19 protein-coding genes are annotated in these 20,197 nt (G+C 46.3%); 10 read left to right on the top strand and 9 right to left on the bottom strand.

All coding sequences use genetic code 11. From position 1 onward, the window contains the following. Positions 1–370 precede the first annotated feature (370 nt). From C1A02_RS07445 to C1A02_RS07430, 3 genes are all read right to left on the bottom strand, one after another. Positions 371–1,189 (bottom strand): hypothetical protein, encoded by an 819-nt coding sequence (locus C1A02_RS07445; protein WP_243577955.1) that lies wholly within the window; start codon positions 1,187–1,189, stop codon positions 371–373. 203 nt (positions 1,190–1,392) lie between these two features. After that, entirely contained in the window at positions 1,393–3,627 is a 2,235-nt protein-coding gene (locus C1A02_RS07440; RefSeq protein ID WP_243577979.1) for an ATP-dependent helicase, read from the bottom strand. Between the two features lie 287 nt (positions 3,628–3,914). After that, positions 3,915–4,439 carry a hypothetical protein gene (locus C1A02_RS07430; protein WP_101697590.1) on the bottom strand — a complete coding sequence of 175 codons (525 nt, stop codon included), beginning with the start codon at positions 4,437–4,439 and terminating at the stop codon, positions 3,915–3,917. Between the two features lie 417 nt (positions 4,440–4,856). Here C1A02_RS07430 and C1A02_RS07425 point away from each other — a divergent pair, with 417 nt between their 5' ends. The 6 genes from C1A02_RS07425 to C1A02_RS07400 all read left to right on the top strand — a co-directional run bounded on the left by C1A02_RS07425 (position 4,857) and on the right by C1A02_RS07400 (position 9,743). Next, positions 4,857–5,705, top strand: a complete 849-nt coding sequence (locus C1A02_RS07425) for an AraC family transcriptional regulator (protein WP_101697589.1) — start codon at positions 4,857–4,859, stop codon at positions 5,703–5,705. Positions 5,706–5,709: 4 nt separating this feature from the next. Then, positions 5,710–6,264: a DUF1836 domain-containing protein gene (locus C1A02_RS07420; protein WP_101697588.1), complete on the top strand. Its 555-nt coding sequence runs from the start codon at positions 5,710–5,712 to the stop codon at positions 6,262–6,264. Continuing rightward, positions 6,261–6,557 (top strand): hypothetical protein, encoded by a 297-nt coding sequence (locus C1A02_RS07415; RefSeq protein ID WP_101697587.1) that lies wholly within the window; start codon positions 6,261–6,263, stop codon positions 6,555–6,557. The genes C1A02_RS07420 and C1A02_RS07415 overlap by 4 nt, the downstream gene beginning before the upstream one ends. Before the next feature lie 167 nt (positions 6,558–6,724). After that, positions 6,725–8,578: an asparagine synthase (glutamine-hydrolyzing) gene (gene asnB / locus C1A02_RS07410; protein ID WP_101697586.1), complete on the top strand. Its 1,854-nt coding sequence runs from the start codon at positions 6,725–6,727 to the stop codon at positions 8,576–8,578. 170 nt (positions 8,579–8,748) lie between these two features. Continuing rightward, positions 8,749–9,366, top strand: a complete 618-nt coding sequence (locus tag C1A02_RS07405; RefSeq protein WP_243577954.1) for a DUF421 domain-containing protein — start codon at positions 8,749–8,751, stop codon at positions 9,364–9,366. Then, positions 9,363–9,743, top strand: a complete 381-nt coding sequence (locus C1A02_RS07400) for a DUF4363 family protein (protein ID WP_101697584.1) — start codon at positions 9,363–9,365, stop codon at positions 9,741–9,743. The genes C1A02_RS07405 and C1A02_RS07400 overlap by 4 nt, the downstream gene beginning before the upstream one ends. Before the next feature lie 203 nt (positions 9,744–9,946). Here the strand turns inward: C1A02_RS07400 and nrdR are convergent, their stop codons facing one another. Then, the gene (nrdR, locus tag C1A02_RS07395; protein ID WP_101697583.1) at positions 9,947–10,405 is read right to left on the bottom strand and encodes a transcriptional regulator NrdR; all 459 of its coding nucleotides are present in this window, start codon (positions 10,403–10,405) and stop codon (positions 9,947–9,949) included. A gap of 82 nt (positions 10,406–10,487) precedes the next feature. Beyond that, positions 10,488–11,351 carry a sugar phosphate isomerase/epimerase family protein gene (locus tag C1A02_RS07390; RefSeq protein ID WP_243577953.1) on the bottom strand — a complete coding sequence of 288 codons (864 nt, stop codon included), beginning with the start codon at positions 11,349–11,351 and terminating at the stop codon, positions 10,488–10,490. Positions 11,352–11,737: 386 nt separating this feature from the next. Between C1A02_RS07390 and C1A02_RS07385 the strand changes: the two genes are divergently transcribed. Next, complete coding sequence (locus C1A02_RS07385; protein ID WP_101697582.1) at positions 11,738–13,648, top strand: ABC-F family ATP-binding cassette domain-containing protein; 1,911 nt, start codon at positions 11,738–11,740, stop codon at positions 13,646–13,648. A 62-nt stretch (positions 13,649–13,710) separates the two neighbouring features. On the opposite strand, the gene C1A02_RS07380 is transcribed toward C1A02_RS07385, so the two are convergent. Further along, positions 13,711–13,947, bottom strand: a complete 237-nt coding sequence (locus C1A02_RS07380; protein ID WP_101697581.1) for an HPr family phosphocarrier protein — start codon at positions 13,945–13,947, stop codon at positions 13,711–13,713. Between the two features lie 176 nt (positions 13,948–14,123). On the opposite strand from C1A02_RS07380, the gene mtaB reads away from it, so the two are divergent. Further along, on the top strand, positions 14,124–15,431 hold the full coding sequence (mtaB, locus tag C1A02_RS07375; RefSeq protein WP_101697580.1) for a tRNA (N(6)-L-threonylcarbamoyladenosine(37)-C(2))-methylthiotransferase MtaB: 1,308 nt from the start codon (positions 14,124–14,126) through the stop codon (positions 15,429–15,431). 79 nt (positions 15,432–15,510) lie between these two features. On the opposite strand, the gene C1A02_RS07370 is transcribed toward mtaB, so the two are convergent. Next, on the bottom strand, positions 15,511–16,794 hold the full coding sequence (locus C1A02_RS07370) for a glycoside hydrolase family 10-like protein (RefSeq protein ID WP_101697579.1): 1,284 nt from the start codon (positions 16,792–16,794) through the stop codon (positions 15,511–15,513). Between the two features lie 119 nt (positions 16,795–16,913). Between C1A02_RS07370 and C1A02_RS07365 the strand changes: the two genes are divergently transcribed. Both C1A02_RS07365 and C1A02_RS07360 read left to right on the top strand, forming a co-directional pair. Beyond that, the gene (locus C1A02_RS07365; RefSeq protein WP_101697578.1) at positions 16,914–17,198 is read left to right on the top strand and encodes a DUF1294 domain-containing protein; all 285 of its coding nucleotides are present in this window, start codon (positions 16,914–16,916) and stop codon (positions 17,196–17,198) included. A 230-nt stretch (positions 17,199–17,428) separates the two neighbouring features. Next, positions 17,429–18,187 (top strand): tRNA threonylcarbamoyladenosine dehydratase, encoded by a 759-nt coding sequence (locus tag C1A02_RS07360; RefSeq protein WP_101697577.1) that lies wholly within the window; start codon positions 17,429–17,431, stop codon positions 18,185–18,187. A 239-nt stretch (positions 18,188–18,426) separates the two neighbouring features. Here the strand turns inward: C1A02_RS07360 and C1A02_RS07355 are convergent, their stop codons facing one another. Beyond that, positions 18,427–19,032 (bottom strand): YgaN family protein, encoded by a 606-nt coding sequence (locus tag C1A02_RS07355; RefSeq protein ID WP_101697576.1) that lies wholly within the window; start codon positions 19,030–19,032, stop codon positions 18,427–18,429. Between the two features lie 172 nt (positions 19,033–19,204). Next, positions 19,205–19,804: a YgaN family protein gene (locus C1A02_RS07350; RefSeq protein ID WP_503089923.1), complete on the bottom strand. Its 600-nt coding sequence runs from the start codon at positions 19,802–19,804 to the stop codon at positions 19,205–19,207. Between the last annotated feature and the right edge of the window lie 393 nt (positions 19,805–20,197).

Below are 20,197 nucleotides of genomic sequence, written 5' to 3'. Positions count from 1 at the left end.
AAGTCCTCTACTGCATTTTTGAAACTGTTATAAAAAATCAGATTCAGATTGGCATCATTCAAAAAAGAACCGTTCTATTTGCATTTTTAACGAATACCAATGCATTTTCATAACCATTAAAAAGTCCAGCCAGGATTTATCCTGGCTGGACTTTTAAGAGAATGGAACGCGTATTAATCTAAATTCCCAGGTTGGAAACGCAATAAAAATACAGCGGAAAAGAGCGCCTTTCTTCAAAAGAAAAACTGCTATAAATACAAAAAATCAGGGTGACCCCGCAGAACTATAGGAACCCACCCTGAAGTTTGTATCATTGTATTATCGATACGAAGTTCCCCTGCTTTCTACGGCGATGCCATTTAAAATTTTGTTATCTTTGACGGCAGCCTCGGTCTTCACAACCGCAGTCCCCAGCTTTGGGCGGGAAGAATTCGTCAGTGGGGAATTCGATCCGGCGGAACAACTCGCAGGGATCGTCAGAGGTTGCCACACATTCCTTCTCTGGGATACAGAAATCATAAGCGGGAATCAGCATTTGGACATTGCGAACGATTTGTACAATGGTAAAAATACCGATGGTGACATAAACAGTCCGATTAACGCCATCCATTAAGAAATCACTGCCATATCTTCTGCAAATGCAGTCAGGAATGCGGCAGCAAATATCGCAGGAATGAACTGGGCAATCACAAACTTTGGCAGAAAGCCCAACCGGTTCTGCTACCTGAACCGTCGCCTTAGGCAGCGCACGGCAAGACCAGGGCTGAACTTCCAGATCATCCAGTCCGCAATCGGAACTGAACATCTTTACATTGCCTTCACTGCCGTACAGAATCACCTTTTTATTAAATACGGATATGCCGTTCACCTGAACCGGTCCCGAGGTAGGTGAGCAATAAACATCCAGTGCCACGTCGAAGAAGAAGGTCATGTCAACAGAATAGAATCCCTTGTTGAAAGGGACTGCTTCCAAATCCAGATATACTGTAATGACCTCGATGTTTTTAATCCTGACAGTTGCTGCTTCGTTAATCATTTGCTGTCTATCCGGTGTGAAATACACTCTCAAATCCTCTAAACAGTCTTTATCACTGCAGGAATCATAGATACGCATTGCGTCAATGCAAACAGCCTCTTTAAAGCATCCTGTCCCGCGCTCTTCAGACGCGATATTAAAATCTTGAGCCATAAAATGTTCCTCCTAACAGGTTAATTTCCCATGTTCTCAATAACATTTTATGGCTCAAATTTAATTTTGTTACAGGGTAATTATCAGAAAGAACTCAAATCGGACAAAAAGAAGCGCAAGAATTTGCGCCACTTTCTCTATCCGAACATTCCCATGTCAAAAGGCACACCCGACCAGGCCGCTTCTGGCTGTTCCCTCTTGGATTAAAGCTTTTTCAAACGAGCAAAATTAGACATTAATTTTTTAGTTCCGACCTGCTGAAAATTAATTTCTAACAGCTTGTCATTTCCCATGGGAGTAACCGAAAGAATGGTTCCTGCCCCAAAGGTTTTATGCTCCACAGAATCACCCACATCAAAACTTAAGCTTGTTTTGCGGGGAGGAAGATCCACCGGGCCAAAATTCCGCGCTGCATTAATGGAAATTGCCCGCGCTTCAAAAGACGACGTGGGGAGTTCCGTTCCCGGCTCGGGCTTCTTCCAGGATCTGGAACGGGTGCGCACCACCAATTCTTCCGGCACCTCACTTAAAAATCGGGAGGGCTTATTGCGCGAAGTGGAACCAAAAATCATGCGGCTTTCCGCGTTGGTCAGGTACAATTCCTCTCTTGCCCGGGTAATCGCCACATAAGCCAGCCGACGCTCTTCTTCCACTTCAGCAGGATTGTAAATCGCCTGCATGCCGGGGAACAGCCCCTCTTCCATGCCGGGCAGGAACACCACAGGGAATTCCAGTCCCTTAGCAGAATGTATGGTCATTAAGATCACGCGGTCGGCCTGAGTGTCAAAATTATCGATGTCGGTAAACAAAGACACCTCTTCCAAGAAACCGGAAAGAGTTGCCTCGGAATTTTCTTCTTGATATTTGATCAGGCTGGATGCCAATTCGTTAATATTGTCTACCCGATCCTGCGCATCATCCTCGTCTGTTTTCAAAGAAGCAATATATTCTGTTTTGGCTAAAACCAACTGATATAAACCGTTTAATGAAATATCCGGATCATTGGCTGCCGCAATCAATTCCTGAATCAGCTGTGCAAAAGCCATCAGCTTGGGCGCTGTTCTTTTCAACGGCTCAAATTCATCCGCACGGCAAATCACATCAAATAAAGGCTCGCCCAGCGTGCGGGAAATTTCGACTGCCTGAGCAATGGTTTTATCCCCGATGGAACGTTTGGGCTGATTAATGATGCGGCGCAGGCGAACTTCATCTGTCGGATTGTTAATCACACTGAGATAGGCCAGCATATCTCGAATTTCTTTTCGATCATAAAAACGGACACCGCCGATAATACGATAAGGAATTCCGGATTTCACCATGACCTTTTCCAGTGTGTTTGACTGAGAGTTCATGCGGTACAAAATAGCAAAATCAGAATATTTGCGGCCTGCTGCCACCCCTTCTAAAATATGCGTGGAAATAAAATCTGCTTCATCCTGCTCACTGAATGCAGTGTGCAGTGACAGCTGATTTCCCTCTGCGTTATCGGTCCAAAGGGATTTCCCCTTCCGCTGGGTGTTATTTTCGATTACCGCATTGGCTGCATCCAAAATATTTTTGGTGGAGCGGTAATTCTGTTCCAGGCGAATGACTTTAGCACCGGGGAACGTATTTTCAAAGCTCAAAATATTTTCTATGGTTGCTCCCCGGAATTTATAGATACTCTGATCGTCATCGCCCACGACACACAGATTTTTTTCCCGCTGAGCCAAAAGGGATACAAAAACATACTGGGCATGGTTGGTATCCTGATATTCGTCTACCATAAAATAGCGGAATCGATTTTGATAAAACTCCAGCACCTGCGGATGATTTTGCAGCAATACAACCGTATTGAAAATCAGATCATCAAAATCCATGGCATCTGATTCGCGAAGCTGCTTTTGATACATCTGATAGGCCTGTGCAATCTGTTCCAACCGAAAGTCTCCTCCGGTCTGGCGAGAAAATGCATCGGCATTCATCAAAGCATCCTTTGCGCGGCCAATCTCTCCCAATACCGATTTAGAAGGCAGTGTCTTTTCATCTATTTGCAGCGATTTCAGACAGTCTTTCATGACGCGGCGAGAATCATCCGTATCGTAAATGGTAAAATGAGAGGTATACCCCAAACGTTCCGCGTTGCGGCGCAGCATTCTGGCGCAGGTGGAATGAAAGGTAGAAGCCCACACCTGACTGCCCTGATCTCCCAACATAGAAATCAGGCGTTCTTTCAGCTCACCGGCCGCCTTATTGGTGAATGTAATCGCCATGATCTGATCGGGCCTGCAGCCCCCCTGAATTAAATGTGCAATGCGGTTTACCAAAACCGTTGTCTTTCCGCTTCCGGCACCGGCCAAAATCAAAAGAGGGCCATCTGTATGCTGGATGGCCTCCTGTTGCCTGGAATTCATTTTAGAAAAGTTCTTTTGGATTAAAGCTTCATTCTGTACGGACATTTCCAATACCATCCTCCTATTTCACGCCTGTGTTGCCGGCTGCACCGCCCTATTTAAAAAGGGCATGAAAGCGGTCGGCTCCACCTCTCCGATCTTCTCTCCCCCATAAACCGGAACCCGTTGCCTTTCGCATTCTTCCTGCTGAAACAACAAAAGATACAAAAGAAGGCAATCAACTTTATTTATTTTATTATACTCTATTTTCGGCCATATGGCAAATCGCAGAAGAAAGAAAAGAACACCCGGGCACAAGTGCACGGGTGTTTTCTTGCAAAATCAAAATGGGTTTAGAATGAACGGGTATTCTCTAATACACCGGCCGACGCCCAAGCCGAACGGGTGCGGGAAGGCCGAACCGATGCAGATGCAGCAGGAACCGCAGCGACTGCCGGAACCGAACTGTTTTCCAGAACGGTGACCGAACGGATCGCGGACTCTTGAATCCCATAAACGGTATAAGCCGCAGCAGCAATCACTGCCAAAATCTCACCCGAAATCCCCTGAGAAACCGGAGCCACCGGTGCAACGGGAGCTGCAACAACCGGGGCCGAACCCCCTGGAGCCGCTGCCACAGGAGCCGGAGCTTTCGGAACTGCCGGAGCAGAGGAAGCCAAAACGGGTGCAGGCTTTGAAACTTGATTTAAAACCGGAGCCACCGCCGGAGCGGGGGCCGGAGCCGGAACCTGGTGCTGTTCCTGCTTTAATGCTGTCAATTTTTTTAATACATTCACCAAAACGATAAGCGCTATAAATACCGCAGCAAGCGCAATTGCCATCACTGTAATCGCCAGCTGAAGCTGTTGATCCGCCATTAATAACATCCCCATTTCTGTTAATTCTTGCTGAAAAGGAAATAATAGTGAAATCCCTTCGCATTCGTGTCTGAATTCATACCCCTCCCGCCATTTGTTTTCTGCGTTTAAATGACCTTGCTAGTATGAATTTCCATTTGGATTTATTATACCCGATCTTTAAACCGATTTCAATTCTTTTTCTACAGAAAACACTGCCCAATCCTTTTTCCTTACTTTATGATTGCATCCATCCTCTACAGGCTTTATAATAAATAATAGAATTCCTTTTTAGTGCCTGTAAATCGTGTGAAATCATATAACGGCACCCGCCAATCAGGGCGGTTATGCCGCCCAATTTATTTTGCCGCTGTTATGATATCATGAAATAAACCAGAAAACAGGCCGTCACATTTTACCGGAAAAGGAGGACGGACTGTGACAAGCGAAAAATTTAAGCGTTCCTTTCATACCCCATTTCAAAGCAGTCTGGGACTGGCCGTTTACCGTTCCGGACTTCAACGCTGCGGCTCCGACCATTCTTGGGGGCCGGGGATTCGAGATCACTATCTGATTCACTACATCCTTTCGGGCAAAGGAACCTTTGATAGCGGACAAACGAAATATACCCTTTCAGCCGGAGATGGATTTTTGGTAGTCCCCGGGGTGTTATCCTCTTATCAGGCGGATCACGAAGAACCTTGGGAATACTGCTGGGTCGGATTTAACGGGGCAGATGCCGGGCGTCTGGTGAAAGAAACCGGATTATCCGAGGAAGCCCCCCTCTTTCATTATGACAAAGACAGCTCAATCGAAGGGCTGCTGATGGATATTTACCGGGCTACCGGCCCGAACCCAAGCAACGAAGCAAAAATGACGGCGGCTCTGCTGCAATTTTTAGCTGCTCTAATGATGCTTTACGGCAAAAAAGACTGTGAAAAGAACACCGGGCTTGCCTATGTGCAGCGCTCGATTCAATTTATTGATTTTAACTATTCGAGAGAAGATTTGGACATCACCCAAATCGCTGCCAATGCCGGAATCAGCCGCAGCCACCTTTACCGGCTGTTTTTAAAGCACACCGCCATGACACCGAATGAATACCTGACAAAATACCGCGTCAACAAAGCGGCAGAGCTGCTGAAAAATGAAACTCTTTCCGTAGGCGAAGCGGCATATTCCACCGGGTTTTCGGATCAATTATACTTTTCAAGAGTTTTTAAGAAACACATGGGGGTTCCGCCCAGCAAATACGCGGACTTTTCCGCAGAAGCAGACAAGGAGTAACTACATGAACAACGCTTCTTATAAAATGCAGCAATGGGTAAAACAGGTGCAAGAGCATCAAACAGTTAGCTGGGATGCCTTGCCTGAAATTTATCTTTATATGGATCAGGTCATTACCTATATGGAAAAACAGCTCCATTTATTCGGCCGCGATGACGAAAGCGTACTTTTAACCTCCAGCATGATCAACAATTATGTAAAAGACGGCGTTCTGCCCCGCCCCGACAAGAAAAAATACAGCCGGGAACATTTGGCCATGCTGACGGTGGTTTGCTTGCTCAAGCAGGTCTTATCCATTCAGGATATCTCCTCTTTGCTCAACTCCGGTTCGGGGGAAAATCACCAGAAAGACATTTACGAAGGGTTTCGCCGTGCACAGGAACAAGAATTGGCTCAGGTTTGTGACCGGGTGTTGCAGGCAGCGGAACAAGGGGAAGCCGAGTTGCGCCTGTTGGCCTCTTCTCTCTCTGTGGAAGCTTCTGCCCGGCGGATTGCCGCCGAACGAATTCTCAGCGAGCTTGCGCTGAGCGAAAACGAACGAGAGGAAGATCTGTCTTGAAAGAACTGACACGATTGACCCGGATCTCTAGCGGGCTGAATTTTGCGGTAATTGCCCTGGCGATTTTTTCTTATCTGGCCAGCGGCTGGAACAATCCTTTCGTAATGACAATTTCCTTTGTCCTGATGACGGTTTGTTTTTGGGCATCCACCATACTGCTGATTACAGACAGTGTACAAAACAAAAGCTACCGCAATAAAAAGCTGCGAACCTCCAGCATCGTTCGGGATTTGTTCTGCCTGATTGCGGCTTTGCTGCTGACTCTTTATACCGTAGTGAATTATTTTGTCTGACTTCAGCTCTATTTTCATGCTTTTGGGGAACCGCTAATCCTTTTGCGGTTCCTTTATTTTTTGAAATTGATGGAAAAGAGCCGCTATCTGCAGTTAACCAGAATGCTTATTTCTCATATTATAACAAAAGACCACTTTTGATGTTGTAAAAGAAATGAGGGAATGCTATGTGTGGAATTGCGGGATTTTGCGATTATCATGATAATTTAACCGAAGAAGCCCCTTTATGGGGTGCGCTGGCCAAACGAATGGGAAACCGGCTGAAACACCGGGGCCCGGATGAAGCCGGAGTACATGTATCCAGACACGCCGCTTTTGCCCACGCTCGGCTTGCAGTTGTGGACATTGAAGGCGGAAAACAGCCGATGACTCGGATGCAGGATGGTTTCCGCTATACCATCACCTATAACGGAGAACTATATAATACAGAAGAACTTCGCCAGGAACTGAACCTTTTGGGCTGCCGGTTTACCACCCGCAGCGATACTGAGGTACTGCTCAATTGTTACATTCAATTCGGGCCTTTCTGCGCAGAAAAACTCAATGGAATTTTTGCCTTTGCCATTGATGATGAACGGCGTGGATGCACCTTCCTTTGCCGGGATCGCTTCGGCATAAAGCCGCTGTTCTATTCTACAGTAAACGGTCGGCTGGTATTTGGTTCGGAAATCAAATCACTGTTTGAATATCCGGGACTAAACCCGATTCTGGATCAAACCAGTCTGTGTGAATTGTTTGGCCTTGGGCCGGCCAGAACTGCCGGCTGTGGCGTGTTTCAAAACATTCAGGAAATCAAACCGGGCTATTCAGCCGTATTTAACCGGGAAGGGCTTCGGGCCTATCCCTATTTTGAGTTGGAAAGCTATGAGCATCCGGACAGCTATGAAGACACGGTGCTTCATGTCCGGCAGCTTTTGGAAGACACGGTGCATCGTCAACTCATTTCTGACGTTCCCCTTTGCACTTTTCTTTCCGGCGGATTGGACTCGAGTATTATCACGGCTTTAGCCGCCGTGGAATACAAAAAGCAGGGAAAGGTGTTAGATACCTATTCATTTGACTACAAGGGCAACGATAAATACTTTAAACCCAACGCATTTCAGCCCGATGCAGATCGCCCCTGGGCAGAGCGTATGATAAGCGAATTCGGCACCAACCACCGCTTCTTAGAATGTGACACCGAAACGCTGGTCGATCGCCTGTACGACGCAGTCATCGCCAAAGATCTTCCGGGTATGGCTGATGTGGATTCTTCGCTTCTGCACTTTTGTTCTTTGGTAAAAGCGAACCATGTGGTAGCACTGTCCGGTGAATGTGCCGACGAAATTTTCGGGGGATACCCCTGGTTTCACACCCCAGAAGCTTTTGAAGGAAAAACCTTCCCCTGGTCGCCGGATTTAAAGCTTCGCACTTCCCTTTTAAAGCCTGAAATTCTTCATGCTTTGTCGTTAGAAGACTATGTCAACCAGCGCTATACCGAATCGGTGGAAGCTACACCCCGGCTTCCGGGAGAAAGCGCCGAAGAACGCCGCCGCCGGGAAATCAGCTTTTTAAATATCAATTGGTTTATGTCTACATTGCTGGATCGCAAAGACCGCAACAGTATGGCGGCAGGGCTGGAAGTCCGTGTTCCCTATGCAGATCACCGGCTGGTTCAATATGTATTTAATACCCCTTGGGAATTTAAAAACCGCAACGGTGTCGCAAAGGGTTTGCTGCGCGATGCGGCAAAAGAATGGCTGCCTGAAGATGTTTTGATGCGCAAAAAAAGCCCTTATCCCAAAACCCACAATCCGGCTTACGAAGCTTTGGTGCGCCACCGTTTGTCTCGTATTTTGGCCGATCCTCTGGAACCCATTCACATGCTAATCAGCGGTACGGCGGCAAAAGAGCTGCTCAGCGAAAAATCCGATTACGGAAAACCCTGGTTTGGCCAGCTGATGGCAGGGCCGCAGCTGATGGCTTATTTGCTTCAAATCAACTTTTGGCTCAAACGTTATGACATCAGCATTCAACTGTAAAATCACACAATTATTTTGTAAAAAAGCGCGGCTTTTCCACATGGGACGAAGCTGCGCTTTCGTATAAATTCCTGACCAAAGGCCACAATAGACGTCAGGTGATAAAAATGATTATTTCCGTAATTCGGACAGTTCTCCTGTATTTAGTCATCATATTTGCTGTTAGGCTAATGGGAAAAAGGCAAATCAGCGAGCTTCAAACCACAGAACTGGTGGTTACCCTTTTGATTTCAGATATTGCCGCAATTCCCATGCAAAACACCGGACAACCTCTGGTCAGTGGACTTATTCCCATTATGATCCTGATTGCAATTGAAATTCTTTTCTCCATTTTTATGCTGAAAAGCGGCAAGTTTCGCCGGATTATTACCGGCCGCCCCATAGTCGTTATCAATGATGGAAAAATCCAGCCTCAAGAACTGCGCCGCCTGCGCATGACCATCGAAGATCTGTTTGAAGATCTTCGTCAAAGCAACGTTACCTCTTTGTCTGATATTGCCTATGCCATTGTCGAAACCAATGGCAAGCTGAGTGTGATTAAAAAACCCGGAAAAGACTCTGTCACACCCGATATGCTGCAGCTGACGGTTCCCGATAACGGAATTGAAACGGTCGTCATCAGCGACGGTGTAATCTCAGCGCCTTCTGCCCAGCTGTGCCGAAAATCCGTTGCTTGGGTAGAGGGGGTTCTCAAATCCAAAAATCTGACCGCCGATCAGGTGTTTTTAATGACCGCCAACACCGCGGGTGACTTTCAAATCATAAAAAAGGAAGGAAAAACAAGATGAATCGTATTTGGGCCGCGATCGCGATTCTGGTAATCCTTTTTGCGGCTTGTGTGTGGGAAGTAAATAAAACAAATGATATCACTGTTGATATGACAACAACACTGACGGAGATTCAGGACGCAATTGGCAGCAATGATACCGAAAAAGCGGCGGACCTGTGCAAAAGTGCCATAGACTCTTGGAAAAAATATCATTACACCTTATCCTTCTTTGTCCCCCACGAACGCCTGGAGGAAATCAGCGAAACGTTATCCACCATGTATTCTTTCCTGCAAAGCGGCACAGAAGACGAAGCGCGGGCAGAGTGTAACCGAGCGATAGATCAGCTTCGCACACTGAGGGATACCGAAATGCCTTTTTGGAATAATATTTTCTAAAAGTCTTACCGTACCGCCACACTGTGTTCTAAAAAAACAAAACAGCACAGCCATCCTTTTCTTTGGTGAAAAAGGTTCTGCTTTTTCCAATTCTAATTCATATGTCCAAACGGCCGCGGTTCTGCGGCTGGGGCTTCACAAAAAAATCCGGCCGCAATTTTCAGCGGCCGGATTTTTATGAAGTGAAATAATAATACGGAGATTTAGTTCTTGCTTTTTACCAGCTTATTTAGCTCTTCCATAAAGGTGTTAATATCCTTAAACTGCCGGTATACCGAAGCGAATCGTACATATGCTACTTCGTCGATGGTTTTCAGCTTTTCCATGGCATAGGTTCCAATCAGGCTGGAGGGCACTTCTCTGTCCAAAGAGTTCTGAAGCATCCCTTCAATCTCATCCACAATACGTTCCAGTGTGTCAATGGACACAGGCCGCTTTTCACACGCACGCAAAAAGCCATTTAAAAGCTTGTTGCGGTCAAATGTCTGGCGTGACTTATCCTTTTTAATTACCACAATCGGAACTGTTTCGATCACCTCATAGGTGGTAAAGCGTTTGGCGCACTTCAGGCACTCTCGGCGCCTGCGGATTCTGGTTCCCTCATCCGTTGGGCGGGAATCGATAACTTTGCTTTCTTCAAAACCGCAATACGGGCACTTCACGGAATATTACCCTCCCTTTATTTTACACTTGTTGCTAAAATTATAGCATTTTTCACCAAGGATTTGCAAGTTTTCCCCCTATTTATTCCACTAAGCTTTTGACAAAGTGTTTACTTTGCAGCAATTGATCAAAATCCAAAAAGCTGCTTCGATAAACTTCAATGATAAAATCCCCATCATAACCGGATTTTTGCAGAATTTGCTTGAGTTTCTCGTAATCCATCTCACCTTGTCCGGGCAGAAGGCAGTCCGATTTTCGGTTGTTATCATTCAGATGAACATGAATCAGCTGATCCCCCATAGCGCGGCACATGTCATACGGATCTTTTCCGGCGCGCACTGCCTGTTTGATATCCAGCACAAAGCAGCAACCCGCACCCAGATATTCCCGCATCCGGCGGATAAAATCCGGGTCTTCGCTGCGGAATCGGTTCACATTTTCCTGTGCAACCAGTATGCCTGAACGACGCCCAGCCTCATGCAAAAGTGCATACCGCTCAAAATACTCCTCTTCGCTCAGGGAACTGTGGTGGTAATCTCGCTGGCCATGCAGCACTAAAATTCGAGCACCCAAATAACCGGCGGCATCAAAATATCTTCGGTAAAAATCCAGAGAATCGGTAAAGCGGCTGTCATAATCTGAAAAGAACATCATGCTTTCAAAAGCCGAAGTAAACGGATGAATGGATTTGACAGACGCTCCCGAAGAATCCAAGATAGATTTCAATTTTTTCAGATAGTCTTGCCGAATTTCTCCATAAGTGTTAAAAAATATCTCAAACAGCTGAAACCCCGTCTCTGTCAGCTTTGACAGGGACTGTGCGGTTTCCAGCGGATACAGGCATGCTGTAGATATACCGTATCGAATAACAGACCCTCCTTTGCTGTTTTCAGTGTCTGATACTTGTATTATATAAACAGAACAGCAAAACTGTTCTTGCGGCACAGCCGCTCTTGTGTGAAAGCACGAGCTGTGATTCCATGTTCTCTCAGGCAGCACAAGCTTCGCTTTCGGTTATACAGTAAGGTTTTACTTAAAAAGTTAAAGTTGTGCCGAAAGCTCCGCAATGTTCTTTTATCAAAGCGGTATTGCTGTTAGTACTGTAAAAATTATTATAGCACCGCATCTGCCAAAATGTCCACAGGGTATCCCGCATTTTCCCTTAAAAAGCCAAGGTTTCGCATTTTTCTTGATTTCATCCCGGAATTAAATTATAATATCTAAAGAAGAAGCGGCGGCAGCCGACGGAAAAGGGCGGTTAAACACCGCCTTTTCCATTGCGTACAGAGCATACTTTGCCGCCCGCACAGGAAAAAGGAGCTGGCAATATTATGGCCTTGCTTAGCGCAAGTAATTTAAAAAAGGCATTCGACGCGGAAGATCTGTTCAGCGGCGTATCCTTTGAAATACAGTCCGGCGACCGAATTGGTTTGGTGGGAGTAAACGGTTCCGGAAAAACCACTTTATTTAAACTGCTGACTGGGGAGCTTTCTCCCGATGGCGGTGATGTTCATCAGGCCAAAGAAACGGTGGCCGGGTATATGGAACAGCACGTCTGCAAGGATTTGGACAAAAGTGCCTATGCAGAAGTACTTACCGTTTTTGAACCGCTTTTAAAGCTGGAACAAGAACTGGAAAGCATCAATTTAGCCCTGCAAGGGAAGCCCCAGAATCAGACCGAACTGATTGAACGGCAAATGCATTTAAATGATACTTTTGTCCGCGATGGCGGCCTGACCTGCCGGGCCAGGGCTCGCTCTGCGCTGTTAGGGCTTGGGTTTGACGACGAACAAATTGCCATGCCGGTGGGTGTTTTAAGCGGCGGGCAAAAAGCCAAACTGCAGCTGGCAAAGCTGTTGCTTTCGGGCGCAAATCTGCTCCTTCTGGACGAACCCACCAACCATTTGGACATCACTTCAGTAGAATGGCTGGAAGACTTTTTAAAAGGATATGTGGGGGCATTTGTGGTCATTTCTCATGACCGTTTCTTTTTGGATCGGGTCACCGGGCGGACATTCGAGCTTTCTAACAAAAGGCTCACCTGCTATAAGGGAAATTACACCACCTATCTGGCGCAAAAAGAAGAAAATGATCTGACCGCCCAGCGCAAATACGACAACACCCGCCGCGAAATTTCCCGGCTGGAGGGGGTTGTGGCTCAACAGCGCCAATGGAACCGGGAGCGAAATATCCGGATGGCAGAAAGCAAAATGAAGGTCATCGATCGTTTGGAGGGTACACTGGTAAAACCCGATGAAAAAGAGGAAAGCATTCGTTTTCGGTTTGAACCGGCACAAAGAGGCGGCAACGACGTGCTAAAAGCCACAGATTTGTCCCTTAGCTTTGACGGAGCGCCGCTATTCCACAATGTGGATTTGGAAATTCAGCGGGGAGAACGTATTTTTTTAATCGGCCCCAACGGCTGTGGCAAAACCTCGCTTCTAAAAACTCTTTTGTCCATCTATGAAGCAGAGCAGGGAAAAATCCGCTTTGGAGCCGGGATCGACATCGGCTACTATGACCAGATTCAGTCAGATTTAAGCCCGGAAAAAACAGTGCTCGATGAAATATGGGACAGCTATCCGCAAATGACCCAAACAGAAATCCGCAATGCCCTTGCGGTATTCCTGTTTCAAAACGACGATGTGTTTAAACCTGTTTCTGCCCTAAGCGGCGGTGAACGAGCCCGGGTTCTGCTGCTTCGACTGATGCTTTCGCGCGCTAATTTTCTTTTGCTGGACGAACCAACCAACCATTTGGATATTGGTTCTTGTGAAGCTTTGGAAAACGCTTTGCAGAACTATGAAGGCACTTTGCTGGTCGTTTCTCATGACCGATATCTCATCAATAAACTGGCCGACCGAATTTATTATCTGGACAAAGACGGAACCAAAGAATACGCCGGTAATTATGATTTTTATCTGGAGCAAGCAAAAGCCCAGGCGAAAGAAATTACCGATGCGGTAAAAGAGCCGGATAAAGTCAACCAGTATAAACTTCGGAAAGAGCAGGAATCTCAACTTCGCAAAAAGCGCACCGCCGTAAAAAAGGCCGAAGAAGAAATGGAACGGCTGGAAACAGAAATGCAAACCGTGCAGGAAAAACTGCATCACCCGGAAATTTCCACCGATTATGAAGCGGTGCTGAACCTGACACAAGAGTTGGCCACGCTGAAAGAGCAGGCCGACGCCGTATTCCTTTCCTGGAGCGAGTTGTCGGAACAGCTGGAAGATTCCGAATAAAAAATCCCCCGGATTCCTCCGGGGGAAAGAAAAAGATTCCCGGGTAAACCCGGGAATCTGTTTTATGCTTTTTGAAGTTGGAACTCAGCAATCTCTTGCATAAAGCGATCTGCCTGTGGACTTTCCATCTGAACGGTAACCGGCTTAGATAAGTCCAGACTGAATACACCCATAATTGATTTCGCATCAATCGTATATTTGTCCGTTTTCAGATTGATTGCAAAATCATACTGATTAGCAAGGGTGACAAACTTTTTCACCGCTTCTATGCTGGACAATAGAATATCAGTCGTATACATGGTCGACATCTCCCTATCCTTTGAAATAATCAAATTATGTACCATCCCTATCATAACTCACAGGGAACGGTTGGTCAATATGTAAAAGTTGATTCTTTTACGGTTATTCGCCTTTTTTCTAGTAAATTTTCCATATATGAATCGAAAATCTTCAAGATTCCAGAAAGGATATTCCCATGAAAGTACATGTGATTACTCTGGGCTGCAAAGTCAATCAATACGAATCCCAAGCGATGCTGCAGCAGCTCATGCGAGCCGGTTTTTCTTCTTGCCCCGGGGGACAGGCCGCCGACGTGGTGCTGATTAACTCCTGCACCGTAACCGCCACCAGCGACCACAAGGTGCGCCAAACTCTGCACCGGGCAAGGCGGCAGAATCCCGGCGCGGTGATTGTGCTGACCGGCTGTATGCCCCAGGCATTCCCAGAGGAGGCTGAGGCACTGACAGAAGCAGACATTATCCTTGGGAATTCCAACCGTGCCGCTCTTCTGCCGGATATATTAAACTATCTGTCCTCGCACCAACGCATTGTAGACATTGTCCCCCATGAAAAGGACAATGCCTTTGAGCAAATGCAAATTGAGGAATTTCACGAGCGCACCCGGGCTTTTATAAAAATTCAGGATGGATGCAATCGTTTCTGTTCTTTCTGTATCATCCCCTATGCCCGGGGCCGGGTTCGCTCGAAACCTTTGGCAGATTTAGAACCGGAACTTGCGCTTTTGGGAGAAAAGGGTTACCGGGAAGTCGTGCTGACCGGCATCAATTTGTCTGCCTATGGGCAGGATTTTGGTCTGCATCTTTGTGATGCGGTAGAAGCCGCCTGCAACACCCCGGGAATCGAACGGGTACGCCTTGGCTCTTTGGAACCGGAACAGCTCAGTCTGCCGGTCATTCAGCGCCTGGCCTTGCAGCCAAAACTGTGTCCTCAATTTCACCTGTCACTGCAAAGCGGCTGTGACCGAACTTTGCGGCGCATGAACCGGCACTATTCCATTGGGGAGTACCGTGAAATTGTGCACAACCTGTGGGCCGCCTTCCCCAACGCCGCTATCACCACCGATATCATGGTGGGCTTTGCAGGAGAAACCGAAGAAGAATTTGCCGAATCTTTGGCATTTGCCGAAGAAATCGGCTTTGCTAAGGTGCATGTGTTCGCTTATTCCCGCCGCCCTGGAACCCGGGCCTATGACGCGCCCGATCAACTGACGAAAGATCAAAAGGAAAAACGCAGCAAAGCTATGATCGCCGTAACCCAGCGCACCATGCGGGAATTTCTGGAACAGCAGGTGGGCCGAACCGCCCGGGTGCTGTTTGAACGGGAATGTTCCCCGGGAATTCACGAGGGCTACACAGAAAACTATACCCCTGTGACGGTGGCCTCCCCCGTTTCGTTAAGCGGACAAATCCACACGGTAAAAATTCTTTCTGCCGGTTCAGAAAACTGCACCGGCCAATTGGCGGAAGAAGTATCTGCCGAATAAATCACAGGATTGTTGCATCTTTCCCCTATGAAGGGATTTTTTAGATAAGGGGATTGGTATCCTTGCTCTTTGAAGCAGTTCAATTCAGCAGCTTGATGACATTTGCCACCTCTTCTTTGCTTTGCTCTGCAAACAGATGATCATAGGCATAGAACATAAAGCCATCACTGCCGATTTGCCTGCCCAATTCTACCTGCTTTTGCAAAATATTCCCGGATTTTTTCCAGGTTCCTTCATCTACGTCAGAGCCGGCTTTATAGACTGCCAAACCGTAATACAGCTTAACACCGTTTGCAGTTACCATCTGCCGCCACTGCTTTGCGCCAGTGTCAAAAGGTAGAATTGGATTTTCAAAATTCACATACAGCTGAGGGCAAATATAATCCACATACCCGGCCGTAGAGCACCATGCAACCACATCTGCCCCCATCTTTAAATCATTTTGAACATTGCCCTGCGGGGAAATTCCGAACACCACATCCGGCTTGGTTTTTTTAATCTCACTGTATACCATGGACACCATTTTATTGATATTGGCGCGCCGCCATTCAAACAAGTCCATGGCATTGCCGGACTTTTTGGCTTCTGCCAGATAAGCGCCATAAGAACCAGTATCAAAAATACTGCTTTCTGTGGGATAAAAATAATCGTCGAACTGGATGCCGTCCACATCATAGTTGCGAACGATTTCCCCCACGCCGTCGGCAACCAGACGAAGCACCTCTGGATATGCCGGATTATAATAAATTCCCGTATCCAGAACGACTGTCCGTCCGGACAAGCCGTCCAGCTTCCAGCGGTTATGCGGGTTGCTTTGAGCCAAAAGTTCCGGCGAATTGTTTGTCCGGATTCGCAGCGGATTGACCCAAGCGTGAATTTTCATCCCGGCTTTGTGGGTGGCCTCTACCATATACTCCAGCGGATCGTACCCGGGATTGACCCCCTGAGTCCCCGTTAACAGGTGGGACCAGGGGAAATATTCCGACGGATACAGCGCATCCCCGAAGGGGCGCACATGAACGATCAGCGTATTCATTCCTTTGCCTTTGGCGTTTGCCACGATTGCGTCAAATTTTTTCTGGAACGCGGCCTTGCTCTGATCCGCCTGCCCGCTCATAGTCAGGCTCATATAGGGAACCCAAACCGCCCTCATTTCATCCTGCGGGGTAGTATTTGCAGCCGAAGCATCCGGTTCGCCAGAGCTTTGTCCGGCCTGCGGCGAAGATACGGCAGGGCCGGTTGGGGCTGTGGGCATCAGGCTGAGCCCTCCCTGCATCACCATAGTCAGCACAATTGAGGCGATAAGCAAGAACACCGCCACCACCGAGGCCCCGCGCCCCTGCCAAAGACGCTCGTATTTCATTTTCACAATCCCCCTTCTTGATTTTAACCCGTCCTTGATCGTTTCCCTATATTTATAGTCCCTTTCCGTGCGAAAAAGACCTGTACAGAAAAAATATTGGACAAGAAAGAGAGCCGACTATGCTGAATCTGTTTCTAACTTACCCCCAGCTGATTTCCGTCTATATCGGCGGCATCAATCTGGCCGCCGCTTTGGTGACGGTTTTTGATAAAAAAAGAGCCCGCCTGAACAAAAGAAGAGTTCCGGAAAAAACACTTTGGACATTAGCGGTGCTTGGGGGTTCCCCTGCCATGCTGGTCACCATGCACCTGATTCGCCACAAAACCCAGCACAAAAGCTTTATGCTGGGCTTGCCTGCCATGATTTTGATTCAGTTACTTTTGGTTTATCTTTCCATACAGTAACTTAGATCTTTACGGCATCCGAAAAAAACAGTATAATAACCCAGAAGAATCTTCACAGAGCTTTTATTGTGGGTATTTTATTCCCACTTTCGATTTTTAATCAATAAAAAAGCATTCACGCAGGACTGCAAAGAATTGCTTTACCGCTAAAAACACAATATTATGGTTCATACCGCAGGAATACACACGCCCGGTTTCAAACCGGCAAACAGTTAAAAGGGGAACAAGCAATGCTCAATGAATTTTCAAGAACCCAGCTTTTGCTGGGTGAACCGGCAATGGAACGGTTAAAGCAGGCAAAGGTAGCCGTGTTTGGAATTGGCGGCGTAGGCGGTTTTACCGTAGAAGCCTTGGCACGATCGGGCGTGGGGCACTTTGCGCTGTTTGATGATGACCGGGTTTGCCTGACCAACATCAACCGGCAAATCATCGCCACCCGGAAAACCGTGGGGAAAAAGAAAGTAGATGTGATGAAAGAACGGATTCTGGACATCAATCCCAAGGCGCAGGTGGAAGCCTATGAAACCTTTTACGGCAAAGACAACGCGGATGAGTTTGACCTGAGCGCCTATGACTATTTGGTAGACGCCATTGACACCATTTCTTCCAAGCTGATTTTAATTGAACGGGCCAAAGCGGCCAATGTGCCGATCATCAGCTGCATGGGTGCAGGAAACAAACTGGATCCCACCCGGTTTGAAGTGGCGGATATTTACGAAACCTCAGTATGTCCGCTTGCCCGGGTCATGCGCAACGAACTGAGAAAACGCGGCATTGATTCTTTAAAAGTGGTGTACTCAAAAGAAGTGGCTCTGACCCCCATTGATGACGACGCAAACAGCTGCAAGCACAATTGCATCTGCCCGCCGGACACCAAACGAAAATGCACCATTCGCCGGCAAGTGCCGGGCAGCATTTCTTTTGTTCCTTCCGTAGCCGGCCTGATTTTGGCGGGGGAAGTGGTAAAGGATTTGACTGGAATCCGATAGGCCCTTATGCTCTCATCTTATACCGCAGGAAAAAATGAATCAAAATCCTAAATGGATGTATTAGCATATAACACAAAAGCCCCATCGGTTTGACCGGTGGGGCTTTTGTGTTATTAAACCCCTTTTGCAATTGCAAAAGGGGTTTTCTGTGTCCGCATATGCAGGTTAATTTATATTTCAGCTTCTTTACAGGCAGCTTCTCCGTTTATAGAATCGGTCTGTTTCCTTTTTTCTGTCAATCAATCGATCGGGTGATTTGAAAAACAGCACTTGACCAGATGAGCATAAGAATATTCTTTTAATAACTCGGGATGATCCAGATATTCCTGTTCCATATAATAGGTAACTGTGGATTTTTCCGGATCACCGAACAAAGTGCTGTACAACAGCATGACCTGATCTTCCACAATTTTATGCGTTTCATTGCTGACGCCGCTATACCCTGATCCTTCGTGATAAAGCTTGCTGACACCGGTTCCCCCCCTTGCCAAAACCCCATCGCTGGAATCATCAGTAAAAGTCCAGTGGTAATCTGGATCACGACGAATATGTAATGCCACTTTTCCCTTTTGTCCAATCGAAGAATCTGACATCGACTCCATCTTAGCCAACTCGGGTTCTACCAATTCCCCATTTTGATACACGTCTACCCAAAACTTCACATACTGATATGGTGTTTCGGTTGCATACTCAAATATTAACAGCTCATCTCGTGATTCTAAATAATTTAAAACCTCTTTCTGAGCTTCATTAAGAGGTTTTAATGTTATCTCATCCTGAGGCGAGCCCAACCTGCACCCGGTAAGAAGAATCAACGCTGCCACACACGCCAAAATTCGCTTCAACTCGTTTCCTCCTTTTCATATCCCTTACACTCTTTTATTTGATTTCTAACGGAATTAATCCCTCAAAATACGGGAAATCTTTCTTTCTCCTATTATTCACCGGGACTTATTCGTTCCAAAATAGACAACTGTTTTTTTACAAAGAATCACAAAATGAATATTAGAAATAGTTTCAAACATCCGGTTTCTCATCATAGAAACAACATTTGATGACATGCGCATAGGAATACTCTTTTAAAAGCTCTGGATTTTCCAGATACTGTTTTCCCCCATAAAACCGCAAACCTTTATTTCCATCGGAAAACATCCGGCCACATAAAAATATTTCTTTGCCTGCTACGATCTCTTCCGATTGATTGAGAGAACCTTCAATATAAGCACTTTTTTCGGAATAAATCTCTACGGGGATTAAAATACTGCTGATTCCGGAATCGGAATCTGAAATTGAAAACATCCACTGATAACTGGGTGTGGTACGAATCGAAATAGAAAATTGCCCTTTCCGGCCTTTGGCAGTTTCTACCGGCAGCTCAATTTCAGCAGCCCCAGGTTCCACTAACTGGCCATCCTGATAGATATCGGCCCATATCTTAGCATATCGATACGATTTTTTCGTATGATAATCAAACAGAAATACTTTATCCTGTCCAGATATCATTTTGACGATCTGCTGCTGATCTTCTCTCAGCGGTGTCAATCTTATTTCATCCCGAAACGGCATCGAATTGCATCCGGAAAAAAGCAATAGCACAGCGGTCAGGCACCCCAGCATTTTTTTCACATGGTTTCCCTCCCTATTTCAAAAAAATTTCACCCCAAAACCTCTTTTATTGATTGGATGCAGATGTATTTCTTATGGCCCATTACTATCGTTCAAAGCAAAACACTTTGCTTTGAAACAATAAATTTTTTCTTTCCAACAGCAGACTTTTCATCTCCAATTTTGAACATTAATTTGGAAAACAGATCCAATTAAAATTCTTCTGTCTTTGTTATAACATAGATAATTTTTTTAAAATAAACAAAAAGCAAATAAACAAAAATTTATTTTTATAAATCATGGAACATTATCGCTGCAATAACTGCTTTTGTGGAACTATCCATCCGCTTGCTATCATCATCTCTATTTTTTCCTGCTGTGCAGAAAGAAAAGCCCTTTCGCTGT

Origin of the sequence: Clostridium minihomine (assembly GCF_900240385.1) — a bacterium.
Taxonomy (GTDB): Bacteria; Bacillota; Clostridia; order Oscillospirales; family Acutalibacteraceae; genus Faecalispora; species Faecalispora minihomine.
This window is presented reverse-complemented; position numbering and strand designations above follow the sequence as displayed.